Raw genomic sequence first — 12,722 nt, forward strand, 5'->3', positions numbered from 1 at the left:
ATTATTTTTGGGTATTGTTTACGGTATTCAATTGGGCTGCATACCGGGCAATGGTCGGCTGCAGGGTGGCATCGTACCGGTAATTGGTCCAGGCATTAACGGCTTCAAACATCTCTTTCCGGTTGTTGAGAAAAAAGACGTTCTGATTGGAATGCACATTGCTCAAACCGCCCCGGTGTTTGCGGTAAATGCCCATCACCTCGTTAAGATAATGGATTTTTCCGTGCGCTGCCAACTGGATCACCAAGGCCCAGTCGCCGGAAGCCGCCCGGTGGTGCCAGTCAACGAAGTCATTTTCCCGGAAAATATTGCGATACAGCGTGCTGGCGGTGGCAATAAACCACCGATCTTCCAATACATCTTCAATCGAACTCTCTATTTTCTGGTCGGGTAAATTGAACAAATGCTCGGGCGAACCGTCTTCGTAGATGACCCGCAAATTGTGGTGACAGATGGAATAGTCGGAATGAAAATCCATGAAATCGACCTGTTTCTGCAATTTCAACGGATCCGTCCAGTAATCGTCTCCTTCACACAGTGCCACGTATTCGCCCCGGCAGTCTTTCAACAACTGCAGCACATTGTTCCGTCCCGCAAATTCGCGCGGTTCCTGCGGGCCGAGGTTGTGCGGGTGCAGAAAAGCCCGAATCAGATTGGGATGGCGTTCGGCATACCGGCGAATAATTTCCGGAGCGCCATCCGTCGATCCATCGTCGCCAATCACAATTTCGAACGGAAACGTCGTTTGCTGCATCAACGCACCATCAAGCGTCTGGGCAATAAACCGCTCGTGGTTGTAAGTCGGTACGCACACACTGACTTTGCAAGGTGTTTCCATCTCAGGCTTTGGGTTTCCAGTGTTCGGGAACGTCCGGAACCGCCGTTTGAATGCGTTCGAGTACCTCCGGCGACAAAGCCCCCAACGCTTCGGCGGTTTTGTTCGCGGCTACCTGACCGGCATTGCGCATTCCGGGAATGACCACCGAAACAGCCGGATTCGACAGGCAGAAACGCAGAGCAGAAGTCGAAATACCGCCGGGCAGTTCATTCAGGAAGGCCAGATTCCGGGCGCTTGCCAGCAACCAGTCGCGATCGCGGTCGGGTAAATAATGGCGGTATTGATCGTCCGGAAAAACCGGGGTTTCCGTCAGGTAGTCCGGTTTTAAAAAACCGGAAGCCAGCGGTACCCGGACGATGAATTCGTAGTCGTCGGCCTGCGGCAAGGTCCACAGAACGTCTTCGGCCCGGCGGTCAAGCGCATTGTACAAAATTTCGAGAACACTGCCAAAACCGGCCTCCATCACGCGTTTCGCGCCATAAACGCTCTTCGAGCTAACACCGTACGCCTTGATTTTACCCGCTTTCACTAAGTTTTCAAACGGTGCCGGGTCATACGACGACCAGTCGAACGCATCGGGCGGGCTGTGCAGCAGCAGCACGTCAAGCGTATCGCGCTGTAACCGGCGCAGGCTGTTTTCAACGGCTGTCTGAACATAATCGGCCCCAAAATCCTGACCCGGAATGCCTTGAGCGTCCATCGTATTCCCGAACTTGGTACAAACCACCACATCGGTTGCAGCGTGTGGCCGCAGGGCTTTGCCCAGAATGGTTTCGGATTGGCCCTGGCCGTAGCTGTCCGCCGTATCGAAGAAGTTGATGCCCTGCGCCAGAGCGGTTTCGATGGCCCGGAGCGCTTCCTGTTCATCGACGGCGCCCCAGCCCGTCGGTTTGCCATTTACCCGGTTCGGCCCGCCCAACTGCCAGGTACCAAAACCAATTCGCGAGCTGAGCCGCTGATTGAAACGTGTCATATTGATCGAAAACACGAAAGGCTTCTTTGTTCCTATAGAGCAAAGAAGCCTTCGTTATCTATTAACAATCAGACCATTACTGCCCATTAAGCCGCAGCAGGTGCCGGATTCAGAATGATTTTTCCTTTGATTAAACTCCGTTGACCCGGATACTCGGCAAAGAAGTTGTTCCGGCCGTGCATGATCCGATCGTCGTGGAAGAAAACCGCTTCGCCTTTCTGCAACTGCAATCCGTCGATCAGGCCGGAATTGATGATGCGGTTTTCGAGAAACTGGTGAAACCGCTCGCAAAGATCGATTACTTCCGGCGTGTTGTCGGTCCGGTCGATGCAGTAGTAGTTCCAGTTGGCCAGATAACCCTCTTCATCTTGGTCCAGGATTTTACGAACCTTTCGGCTTCCGCCTTTCGAGAAAACCACGTCGGTCGACAGCAAGTCTTCCAGCAGTTTATCTTCGCCATCGAGTTTCAGGCAGTTCACCAGCTGATCCAGCGTAAAGAAGGTCGTCGCACCACCAGCTTTGGCCCGCGATGCGCAATAGAAGAAGTTAACGGCCTCTTCACCATTCAGTTCCACGTATGAATCGTCGGTGTGCAGCGGCTGGCGGGTGTTGCTGGAGCGGTAGCGATCCGGAATGTTGGGATCGAACGTGATGTCGATCCAGCGGTTTCCCGTGGCTGAACCCGTAGCGATGTCTTCGTCGGCTGCGTGAATTTTACCAATGGTTTCCGAAAGCTGGCTGTAAAACTGGTGAACCTGCTCAACCGGCAGACTGGAATCGAAATCGGCGAGATGAACATAAATGTTGTTCAAAACCGCTTCTTTCACGTTCTGGATGGTTTCTTCGGGGGTTGTATACGTAACTTTCTTGAAGACGTTCATGTTGTGGGGTATGGTTTATTGAGTTAAATACCTCAAAATCACAGCAAAAATATAAAAAGTCAACTTATGGAATAAAACTTTTTCTTATACGGTACAATCCCAATGCCAGCGCACTGTAAGCGCGCGACACCGGGGGCGGAATTACGTGTTCAAGAATAATTTCCTTGGTTTCTTCCCAGGGAGGATTGGCCAGTGACAGATACTTCAGCGCGACCACATTTTTGGGATAATACGTATCCCGATACTGTCTGCAGTGCAGCATTTTTTCGTAATACTGGGCGATGTTTTTCTTTAAAGCCGCATCGAACTTGTAATTCAGCTCCTGGTTGATGCCTTCGTACATTTCAATCCGGTTGCGCAAAAACCGTACATCGTCTTCGTAATCCGTAAAACTGGTGCCGTTGCTATTTTTGCGGTAAACCGACATCACATCCGGCAGATAGCCAATTTTACCGTATTTCGCCAGCAAAACGTAACGCGGAATATCACCGCTCACCGACTTTTTGAACCACTCCGGATATTCCTTGATCACATTCCGGAACACCACGCTCGAGGTGGCCATAAACCAGATTTCCTTTTCGCCAATGAGGTCTTCGACGGTACAAATCGGTTTCTGATCGGGCGGATTCAGGATTTTGGATGGCGAGCCGTCCTCAAACGTAATCAGGGCGTTGTGAAAGCAGGTCGAGAAATCGGGGTGCGCATCCAGAAAGTCGATTTGCTTCTGAAGTTTCAGCGGATCGGTCCAGTAATCGTCGCCGTCCATGGCCGCGATGTATTCGCCTTTCGCCAGCCGGTACGTTTCAAGCGTATTGAATAAACCGTTCTGACCCAGGTTCTGCGGGTGCAGCACCGGACGAATCAGATCGGGATACCGTTCGGCGTATTCTGTGATGATCGCCCGGGTGTTATCCTTCGAAAGATCGTCGCCAATCAGAATTTCAAACGGAAAATCCGTTTTCTGGCTGACTACGCTTTCGATAGCCGCCCGAATGAATTTTTCCTGATTGTAGGTTATGATGCAGACACTGACTTTCATGATCAAGAGCTTCCAAAAAACCGTTGAACCGGTTTTTCAAAAGAGTAGTCTTATGCGTAAACTTCTTTTACCTGTTCGGCCGAGGGGAAGCCCGGTGTAACCAGTTCTTCCTGAGGCTTGTAGATATACGGCATGGGATAACCCCGTTCAATAAACGTTGGTTCGGCCAGGTTGTTATAACGAAGTTGTACCGACCAGCGAATATTCGGACTAACATTATTGCCGGAACGGTGGATCAGAAAGGCCGAAAAAATGAGCACATCGCCCACTTCGTATTCGGTCTGAATGAAATCTTCGTCCTTCAGATTATCCGTAATGTAACCGGCATAACCGGTGGTGTTGGCTTGCATCAGACCGGCAGTATGGCTGCCCGGAATGACCTGCAGCGCGCCGATTTCCTCGCTCGCCGGAACCATTGGAAACCAGATCACGACGCTGTCGAGCGAACCCTGCCCGGTGCGCCAGTCCTGATGCGCGCCCAGTTTCCAGTGCGTACTGCCGTCTTTCGACAAATACCGGCTGTTGAACTGCATGGCGGGGCGGACGGCAATCGACGGTTTTTCAATTCCAATGCCTTCAATTAAATCAAGGATGTCGCGGCTGGTGCCCAATTTGTGCAGTTGAATGGTGTGCTGCACGGTTTTCCCGGTACTGACAAAGGCGTCAAAATCCGTATTGAAAAACGCGTACATCGCCTTCTCGAACTCGTCGCGGTTTTCCACATCCGGTTTTCGGCCCAGCACTTTTTCGATCTGCAACGCGAAAATTTCACGGGCTTCGCGGTAAATATCTTCAATGACGGTTTTGTCGAGCGCATTTTTCAGCAACAGAAAACCGTCCTTCTTGAATTGTTCAATTTGTTCAGCAGACAACATGGCTGTACTGTTTAAATAGTTCAAATGGGTGTTGTTTTGCCATCGGAAAACGATAACACCACAAAGAACGTTCTGCGATTAATACCAAACTATGATATTCGTCAGTCTTCCCAAACAGCGTATCCAAATCCGGAAGCTCCGAAACCGTTCCCGTTATATAACAGATATTTCCGGTTTTTGTGTTCGTAATAATGGGCGTACCCAATCATCAAATAGTCGAAATCATCTGGATTGTCGGACATTTGAATTCCTACTAAATGGTCTTTCCGCTCCCAGTTGATGCCGTCTGCCGACTCCGCGTACCCCAGTCGATAGGCCTGATTCCGGTCGGTGCGGTAATCGCGGGTATGGCGGTAGGAATAGTACATTTTATAGATACCATCCTGTTTGAAAACACTCGGGCGACCCACGGCGTGCAGAAAATCGTCGAAATCCAGCGTCGGAATGTCGTTGATTTCCCAGTGAATACCGTCTTTTGAAAAAGCCGACTGGCAACGGTAAAACGGTTCGGGATAGTCGTGGATGTATTCGCACTTATGCCCCGAAATGTACCACATTTTCCAGCTACCGTCGTCTTCCCGAATCACCGACGGCTGACCCGCCCAGATCGGATTCTGAATGCTCCGGTCCATGATCGGTCCGGTAAACATTTTTTTGAACGTCAAACCGCCGTCTTTACTGACCGACAGGCCCATTGACAGCCGGTACGAATTCCAGGTGCGGTTCCAGCCGGTGTAATACAGCCAGATGTCGCCGTTGGGCTGGTTGACAAACCAGGCGGGCATTGCACCGGTTTCGTCGTATTCGCCCGGGCCACCTAACTCCAGTACGGGCCGGTCGTGGATGTATAAAATTTTTGTCGGGTCGTCGTAATCTACATCGATGAAAGTCGGCCGCGACTGAACATTGTTATCCCGCGACGAAAAATAAATCCGCAGAAAATCATCGTGTTTGTACGCAAACGGAACCTGTGCGTGCGAGCGGCTGTGCGTCAGCGTGCCATCCGGTTTATAGACGACTCCTTTTTTAATCCAGGGCATTTTTTTGGGTTTTGGGTTTACGGTTTACAGTTTTACGGTTGGCTGACGCATCTACATTCGCGCGTTAACCAACCGTAAACCATAAACCGTAACCGTAAACTATAAAACCTATTCTGCTTTTTCGCGGTCCGAAGCTTCGGCGCGAACCCGCCAGTTATCGACAAAATCTTTGCCGGGCATCGGTAGATCGATCAACACTTCGGGAGCTTTTGCGCCGACTTTGTATTCCATTACGTAGAACGCATTCCCGAAAATCCAGTGGAGTTTGAAATCCAGCGCGTTGGCCGGAACGTCTTCCAGCGGCACTTCGGCCCGGAACAACGGATTGGCTTTCAGGAGAGTAGCGTAGGTTGGCCGATTGCGCAACCACGGCGCCACACTCTCATCGCCCACCACAACCTTGCCACCCGGTTTGACGACGCGGGTAATTTCTTCAAACGCCTGTTTTCGTTCAGAAAACGTATTGATTCCGCCGAAATGGAAAAGCGCGTCGAAGGTGTCGTCCGCGAAAGGCAGATACGAGCCGTTGGCCAGCAGGAAGTGGATATCAACGGTTTCGGATTTCAGTTTTTCCGTCGCCAGCCGCAGCATATTGGGGGAGAGGTCGGACAAAACCGCCGTTCCGCCGGGAGCTACCTGGTCGATAATCAGCGCCGAATCCTTACCGGTTCCGGCCCCAACCTCCAGCACGGTCATACCCGGTTTCAGTTCCATCAGCCCGATCATGAACTGGCGCGTTGCCGCTTCGTCGGAGTCATTGAGGGTTTGAAACACCCACGAGACACCCCGGTCGTAGCGCAGATACGCCTGATCGTAGAGGTATTGTTCGCGGGCATCTTCGGCGAGTAAGTCTTTGGGGTACAGCCCATTGATAATGCCGCCTTCCAATACGTCATAGGTCGTACCAGCCTGGCTCGACAAGGTTTTCCCGTCGTCGGAAAGCGTAAGTGGCGTCCGGTCTTTTGGGTCGACGAGCGAACGCAGAAAATCTTGATGTGTCATTCCGTGTAAATAGGACGCTGAATCAGCTTAAAATCAGGCGGGTTGGCTCAAACGTTTCACCATGCTGTCGTGCATTTGCACGAGGGTTTGCCGCAGGTCATACTCCCAGTTCCAGTCGGGATAATGGCTTTTAAACTTCGATAAATCGGAAACGTACCAGATGTGATCGCCAATGCGGTTGGTTTCGGAGTAGCTGAAGTTCATTTTGTTGCCCGAAATCTCTTCGCACAACACCCGGGCTTCCAGCATCGAGCAGTTGGCGTGACGGCCACCGCCCGCATTGTACACTTCGCCCGGACGGGGGTTCTGGTAAAAATGCCAGAACATGTTTACCAGGTCGTGGCTGTGAATGTTATCGCGCACCTGTTTACCTTTGTAACCAAATATCGTATAATGGTTACCGGTAATGGCACACTTCATCAAATACGACAAAAAACCGTGCAATTGAGCACCCGAATGGTTCGGGCCGGTCAGACAGCCACCCCGGAAAACCGCCGTTTTCATGCCAAAATACCGGCCATATTCCTGCACCAGAATGTCGGCGGCTACTTTTGAAGCGCCGAACAACGAGTGTTTGGTGTGATCGATCGACATGTGTTCGTCGATTCCGTTGGCAAAATAGGGGTGATTTTCGTCAATTTCCCAACGGGTTTCGGTTTCGATCAGCGGCAGGTAGTTCGGATTGTCGCCGTATACCTTATTGGTTGACGTGAAGATAAAAACCGCATCCGGGCAGTGCAGGCGGTTCATTTCCAACATGTTCAGCGTGCCGTTGGCATTGACGCTGAAATCGGTGAACGGCTCGCGGGCGGCCCAGTCGTGGCTGGGTTGAGCTGCGGCATGAACGATCAGCTTGATATCCGTGCCATACTCTTTAAAGATGGGCTCCAGTTCTTCCACACTGCGGATATCGGCTTTGTAATGCCGGTAATTGGTATAAGAGTCCTTCAGGCGGTCGCGGTTCCAATCGGTTGAGCCGTCGGTACCGAAGAAATATTGTCGTAAGTTGTTATCAACGCCGATAACTAAATCGAATTTTTCTGAGAAAAAGGCAACTGATTCGCTGCCGATCAGCCCGGCTGAACCTGTAACTAATGCAATATTCATATCGCTTCTTGACTAAATATGGTTGGACACATCAAAAAAGTACTATATACTTGCTAAAAACCTGGGCGTAAAGTAAATCAAAAAAAGTCTAATTGTCTATACCATAAAATAAACCGGATGGATAGCAAACAAAAAGCGATGCAATGACTTCATAAAGCCTTACATCGCCTTTATCATCAAATTTATTTTTTCTGATTTTTGTCGTTCAGTATACTCACTTAGCGAACAGTTTCTGACGAATCTTATTGGTACGTTCGGCCAATTCGGGGCGGGAAGCATACTTATAAGTCGTCTGAACCGCGGCTGAATCCCGGCCGGGTCCGTACACATATTTATCGTCGGCCCGAAAATCCTTCTGGCGGATGGTATTATACTTCTGATAGTCACAGGATGTCAACGAGCCAACAACCAGCAGGAATACTCCAATATTCAAAAGACTTTTCATACAAGCGGTTTACAAAATTTAGTACAAAACTATAGACTGCCGGTCAATTCGCCAATAATACTTTAAATTTTTATCAACGACCGGTGATCAACTTTTCAAACGCTTGATTTCTTCCCAGACAAAGCGAATCAGTCGCCCGATGTGTTCTTCCGAGAAGTCGAACGGCACGTCGGCAGCGCGGTAAATCTCCCGGATCGGCGCGGTATAGCCCAACTGCAACGCATTCATATAACTCTGAAGCCCTTTTTGCTTGTCCTGACGGAAATTCATCCAGACGCCGATCGCGCCCAGTTGGGCAATACCGTACTCGATATAATAAAAAGGTACCTCGTATAAATGCAACTGTTTTTGCCAGCTATACGCTTCGTATTTTTCCAGGCCTTCCCAATTCGTGACGGTATCGGAAAAGGCTTCGAAAATACGCACCCAGGCCGTCTGGCGCTCTTCGTCGGGCCGCGTTACGTCCGGATCGGCGGCCGTTTCGTAAATCCAGTGCTGAAATTTATCGATCGTGGCCACCCACGGCAGGGTTTCGATGATGGACTCCAGGTGCTGGATTTTGGCCCGTTTCAGATCTTCGGGGTTTTCGAAAAAGACATCCCAGTAATCCATTGTCAGCAATTCCATCGACATAGACGCCAGTTCGGCTACTTCCATCGGCGGATTGCGGAACGGTTTCAACGGCAGCGTGCGAGTCAGGAACGAATGCACGGCGTGCCCCCCTTCGTGAACCATCGTGACCAGATCGCGCAGGCTCGAGGTGGCATTCATAAAAATGAACGGAACGCCAATTTCCTCCAGCGGATAATTATAACCGCCCGGTGCTTTTCCCTTCCGCGATTCCAGATCAAGATGCCCCATCGCTTTCATGATCCGCAGGCAATTGCTGAGGTAGGAATTGCCAACGGCGGCATCGAGCCGGTTGAAGCAGGTAATGGTTTTATTCAAAAGCTCATCGCCGGTTTCGAACGGTTTCAGGGCCGAAAAACCGTCAGGGTCCACCTTCGCGTCCCAGGGGCGCAATGTATCGAAAGACGGATCGACCCGCGCCAGCTTCTGCTGCCGTTCGCGGGCGAGGTCGTCCAGCAACGGCACGACGGCTTTCGAAACGGACCGATGAAAATCAAAGCAATCCTGCGGTGTGTAATCAAACCGGCCCATCGCGGCAAAAATATAATCGCGGAAATTGGCAAAACCGGCGTTGATGGCCACCTGATGGCGCAGATCGACCAGGCGGGTATACAATTCGTTGAGCGCGTCTTTGTCCTCAAACCGCCTTTCCTGGACTTTTCGCCAGACTTCCTCGCGGATGGCGCGGTCGGGCGACTGCAGCAACGTGCTGGCCTGCGGCAGGGTGATTTCTTCCGGAACGCCGTCGGCATTCGGCATTTCAATGGTCATCGCCCCGACCAGCGCCCCGTATTTGCGTTGTTCGGACTGGATGTCGGTTTGCAGCGGTATATTTTCGTCCCGAAAAATTTCAATTGCTTTTTTCATCCCGCGCAGGGCAATGTCGAAGCCTTTCTCCTGCAATTCGGCCAGGTAAGGACTTTCGACCGCCATTTTATCCAGCGTATTCTCGTACGCAGACAATTGCGGCTGAATCTCGGTAATGAAAAAATTAAACTGATTGATCAGTTCGGGGTCGGATGTATCGCAGGTCATTCGGATATACCGCCAGGCGAAGTTTTCGGAAAGATAGGACTCCAACTCGCTGCGGTCGGCAAACCACTGACGCAATTCGGCGGCATTTTTGATAGGCCGGTCAACGAGGTTGTCGTAGAGCGGTTTTACGTCCTCCCACGTTTTCAATACAAATTCTTCGCCAATAAAAGGCCGGGCCGGGCGAGCCGGAATTTCTAAAACAGTTTCCATTATTCGATTTCTATTACGACATCATTGGTCAGGGGGTGAGCCACACACGTCAGAATATAGCCAGCCTGCAACTCGGATTCGGCCAAACCGTCTTCTTCGTCCAGGTGCACTTTGCCTGATAAACACCGGCCCATGCAGGCTGTACACATGCCCGCCTGGCAGGAATAAGGCAGGTCGATGTCCAATTCCAGGGCTGCTTCCAGAATAGTTTGGTGCGGTTCGACAGTAAACTTGTATTCACTGCCTTCGTATAAAACGGTAACTTCCGGGCTTGACATGGTCGTGGGTTCTTCGTCGACAACAACTCCGTGCGCTTCGTGTGGAGACGTTGCAAAACTTTCTTTGTGAACCTGATCGGTTGGAACATTCAGGAGTTTGAGCGCGCTACGGGCTTCGTCCATCAAACCGTCGGGTCCGCAAATATAAAATTCGGTCCGGCGCGTATCGTCGATCGGCAATTCTTCCAGCAGTTTAAGAATGGCCGATTGGTTCAGCCGCCCTTCCAAGCCGCTCCAGTCCGCTTCCGGCTGGCTCAGCATGTGGGTAATCCGAAACCGCCCGCCCGATTGCCGGGCCAGTTCATTCAATTCATTTTCAAACAGGATCGATGAGCGGTTGCGATTGCCATAAAGCAACCAGAGTTGCGTCTGTGGTTCAACGTGCAGGATGGATTTTATCATTGAAATCAGGGGCGTGATGCCACTGCCAGCCCCGATCAGGATCACCCGACGCTGGTTTTTGGGGTCCAGTTTCGGCACAAAGGTTCCCAGCGGTTCCAGCGTTTCGTACGTATCGCCGATTTTTGCGGTATCGCAGAGATAGTTGGAAACCGCCCCGCCCGGCAACCGCTTGACCGTGACGGCCAGCGATACATCGGTATGCGGTGAGCTGGACATCGAATACGAGCGACGCACTTTTTGGCCCTCGAAAGGCAGAATAAACGTCAGGTATTGGCCCGGTTGATACCGGATAACTTCATTGAGTGGGTGCCAGAAATGAATGGTAACAGCGTCCGGAGTTTGCCGAACGACTTCTTTTACTTTCAAAAAATAACGATTTGCCATAATTCCAACATCGCCGGGGCGATTACTATTCTTGATTTATCGGCGGTACATATCAGTGCAGGAAACCAGTCAGGAAACCGTTAAGCCAACGAAGCCGCAATATACTATTGAATTGCCAATCGTTCGGGTAACAAATTGTAAAGGGTTCCGGTTTGCCGTTCTTTGGGTCAAATTTCAAACCGAATGACCGGTTTCTGTTTTTTTAGGCAGATATTAGCGGCTGAAGCACATTTCGATACATGAAAAAAATACTGTTCTTTACACCATACGGTTCGTTTACCGGTTCGGAAGTTGTTTTGTGGACGTATCTTCAGAATTTCGACCGGCAACAGATCCAGGCGGCTTTGTACAGTGAAGAAAAAGGGCCGCTGACGGCGCAGTTGCCCGCCGATATTCCCTTGTTTACCTCGCCTTTCAAGCGCGGGATGGTTCGGAAAATCGTTTCCAAAGTGACGCACGCGATGGGCGTGAAAGTCTACGAAAACTACATCCGGATCATTCAGGAACGGTTTAAAGCCGACTATTGGTACCTGAACACCGTGCTGATGTTTCCGCTCTCGTCGCTGGCCGAACAGATGGGCGTAAAGGTTATTTCGCACATTCACGAACTGCATTCGTCGTTCGAATCGATTTCGTATCAGGAAATGGCGCATTCCATGACCTATTCGGATCTGGTCATTGGCGTTACGCAGCAGATCTGCGATTTGGCGACGGTGATGGGGGCCAAACGGACCGCCCTGCTGTATCCGATTGTCGATTTAAGCCGGAAAAACAAATCCGAACAGCGGGTGGAGGAGTTGCGGAAGGAGCTGAACATCGCGCCGGGCGCTTTTGTCTGGACGATGGTGGGGACCCGGATATACCGGAAAGGGGTCGACATTTTTCCTTTTATCGCCCAGGCGATGGCCGACGTCAATTGTCATTTTATCTGGATGGGAAATTCGAAACCGACCGGTTTGAACTACCTGGTCGATAGCCAGATCAAAGCGTTGAACCTGCCCAACATGAGCTTCGTGGATGTGCAAACCGCCGATTATTACAACTACCTGCAACTCTCCGATGGCCTGGTGATGACCTCCCGCGAAGAGCCGTTTGGGAAAATTATGACCGAAGCAGCCTCCCTCGGAAAACCGCTGGTGGCACCCGACGCGGGCGGAGCCCGGGAGTTTATCGTTCCGGGAATGGGTGAACTGGTCGAATATCCAACTCCCGAAGCGTTTCGAAAAGCCATGTTGGCGGTGATGAACAACCCCAATTCGTACAGATCCGATTTTTTGATCGAAAAAAGCCAGCAATTTGATGCCAATGTCCAGGTAAAGGAATGGGAGCGGGCCATTTTGCAATTGTAGATGTTACCGTTTAATAACATTTAGAATACATGTAGTTACTTCTTTTGCTACCGCATAATAAATGTTGCGCATCGTTACACAATTTTTGTGAACATTCTTCGCTTCACTGTTGAACGATTTGTCACGATCTGACAAAATACCTATTGGTATGCTCGTATGTGTCAATTAGGCCGTTCTCACCTTTTCATCTGTCCACTTTTGCTACTCCTGAAGCTTAGAACTGATCCGGCTTTT

12 protein-coding genes are annotated in these 12,722 nt (G+C 50.7%); 1 reads left to right on the forward strand and 11 read right to left on the reverse strand.

Annotated features, from left to right (window positions below; all coding sequences use genetic code 11):
* Position 1: 1 nt before the first annotated feature.
* From GJJ30_RS04220 to GJJ30_RS04270, 11 genes are all read right to left on the reverse strand, one after another.
* A complete protein-coding gene (locus tag GJJ30_RS04220) occupies positions 2 to 838 on the reverse strand; it encodes a glycosyltransferase (protein WP_154173520.1) in 837 nt (278 codons plus the stop codon).
* Position 839: 1 nt separating this feature from the next.
* Entirely contained in the window at positions 840 to 1,811 is a 972-nt protein-coding gene (locus GJJ30_RS04225) for an aldo/keto reductase (RefSeq protein ID WP_154173522.1), read from the reverse strand.
* Between the two features lie 86 nt (positions 1,812 to 1,897).
* Positions 1,898 to 2,692 (reverse strand): TauD/TfdA family dioxygenase, encoded by a 795-nt coding sequence (locus GJJ30_RS04230; RefSeq protein ID WP_154173523.1) that lies wholly within the window; start codon positions 2,690 to 2,692, stop codon positions 1,898 to 1,900.
* A 64-nt stretch (positions 2,693 to 2,756) separates the two neighbouring features.
* A complete protein-coding gene (locus GJJ30_RS04235) occupies positions 2,757 to 3,734 on the reverse strand; it encodes a glycosyltransferase family 2 protein (RefSeq protein ID WP_310588203.1) in 978 nt (325 codons plus the stop codon).
* Positions 3,735 to 3,781: 47 nt separating this feature from the next.
* Positions 3,782 to 4,606 carry a phytanoyl-CoA dioxygenase family protein gene (locus GJJ30_RS04240; protein ID WP_205880529.1) on the reverse strand — a complete coding sequence of 275 codons (825 nt, stop codon included), beginning with the start codon at positions 4,604 to 4,606 and terminating at the stop codon, positions 3,782 to 3,784.
* Between the two features lie 101 nt (positions 4,607 to 4,707).
* Positions 4,708 to 5,646, reverse strand: a complete 939-nt coding sequence (locus tag GJJ30_RS04245; protein WP_154173528.1) for a glycoside hydrolase family protein — start codon at positions 5,644 to 5,646, stop codon at positions 4,708 to 4,710.
* Between the two features lie 108 nt (positions 5,647 to 5,754).
* Positions 5,755 to 6,648, reverse strand: coding sequence for a class I SAM-dependent methyltransferase (locus tag GJJ30_RS04250; RefSeq protein ID WP_154173530.1), 894 nt, complete (start codon positions 6,646 to 6,648; stop codon positions 5,755 to 5,757).
* Between the two features lie 33 nt (positions 6,649 to 6,681).
* Entirely contained in the window at positions 6,682 to 7,755 is a 1,074-nt protein-coding gene (locus tag GJJ30_RS04255) for an NAD-dependent epimerase/dehydratase family protein (RefSeq protein ID WP_154173532.1), read from the reverse strand.
* A 214-nt stretch (positions 7,756 to 7,969) separates the two neighbouring features.
* Positions 7,970 to 8,200, reverse strand: coding sequence for a hypothetical protein (locus GJJ30_RS04260; RefSeq protein ID WP_154173534.1), 231 nt, complete (start codon positions 8,198 to 8,200; stop codon positions 7,970 to 7,972).
* An 87-nt stretch (positions 8,201 to 8,287) separates the two neighbouring features.
* Positions 8,288 to 10,075, reverse strand: a complete 1,788-nt coding sequence (locus GJJ30_RS04265) for a M3 family oligoendopeptidase (protein ID WP_154173536.1) — start codon at positions 10,073 to 10,075, stop codon at positions 8,288 to 8,290.
* Positions 10,075 to 11,139 carry a ferredoxin--NADP reductase gene (locus tag GJJ30_RS04270; protein ID WP_154173538.1) on the reverse strand — a complete coding sequence of 355 codons (1,065 nt, stop codon included), beginning with the start codon at positions 11,137 to 11,139 and terminating at the stop codon, positions 10,075 to 10,077. The genes GJJ30_RS04265 and GJJ30_RS04270 overlap by 1 nt, the downstream gene beginning before the upstream one ends.
* Before the next feature lie 239 nt (positions 11,140 to 11,378).
* Here GJJ30_RS04270 and GJJ30_RS04275 point away from each other — a divergent pair, with 239 nt between their 5' ends.
* Complete coding sequence (locus GJJ30_RS04275; protein ID WP_154173540.1) at positions 11,379 to 12,488, forward strand: glycosyltransferase family 4 protein; 1,110 nt, start codon at positions 11,379 to 11,381, stop codon at positions 12,486 to 12,488.
* Positions 12,489 to 12,722 lie beyond the last annotated feature (234 nt).

The sequence above is a fragment of the Larkinella terrae genome (assembly GCF_009668025.1).
GTDB lineage: Bacteria > Bacteroidota > Bacteroidia > Cytophagales > Spirosomataceae > Larkinella > Larkinella terrae.

What these genes read in the sequence shown, in the direction of transcription:
- GJJ30_RS04265 (WP_154173536.1), bottom strand. Translation starts at nt 10,075, where the DNA reads ATGGAAACTGTTTTAGAAATTCCGGCTCGCCCGGCCCGGCCTTTTATT.
- GJJ30_RS04260 (WP_154173534.1), bottom strand. Translation starts at nt 8,200, where the DNA reads ATGAAAAGTCTTTTGAATATTGGAGTATTCCTGCTGGTTGTTGGCTCG.
- GJJ30_RS04275 (WP_154173540.1), top strand. Translation starts at nt 11,379, where the DNA reads ATGAAAAAAATACTGTTCTTTACACCATACGGTTCGTTTACCGGTTCG.
- GJJ30_RS04245 (WP_154173528.1), bottom strand. Translation starts at nt 5,646, where the DNA reads ATGCCCTGGATTAAAAAAGGAGTCGTCTATAAACCGGATGGCACGCTG.
- GJJ30_RS04225 (WP_154173522.1), bottom strand. Translation starts at nt 1,811, where the DNA reads ATGACACGTTTCAATCAGCGGCTCAGCTCGCGAATTGGTTTTGGTACC.
- GJJ30_RS04250 (WP_154173530.1), bottom strand. Translation starts at nt 6,648, where the DNA reads ATGACACATCAAGATTTTCTGCGTTCGCTCGTCGACCCAAAAGACCGG.
- GJJ30_RS04240 (WP_205880529.1), bottom strand. Translation starts at nt 4,606, where the DNA reads ATGTTGTCTGCTGAACAAATTGAACAATTCAAGAAGGACGGTTTTCTG.
- GJJ30_RS04220 (WP_154173520.1), bottom strand. Translation starts at nt 838, where the DNA reads ATGGAAACACCTTGCAAAGTCAGTGTGTGCGTACCGACTTACAACCAC.
- GJJ30_RS04255 (WP_154173532.1), bottom strand. Translation starts at nt 7,755, where the DNA reads ATGAATATTGCATTAGTTACAGGTTCAGCCGGGCTGATCGGCAGCGAA.
- GJJ30_RS04270 (WP_154173538.1), bottom strand. Translation starts at nt 11,139, where the DNA reads ATGGCAAATCGTTATTTTTTGAAAGTAAAAGAAGTCGTTCGGCAAACT.
- GJJ30_RS04230 (WP_154173523.1), bottom strand. Translation starts at nt 2,692, where the DNA reads ATGAACGTCTTCAAGAAAGTTACGTATACAACCCCCGAAGAAACCATC.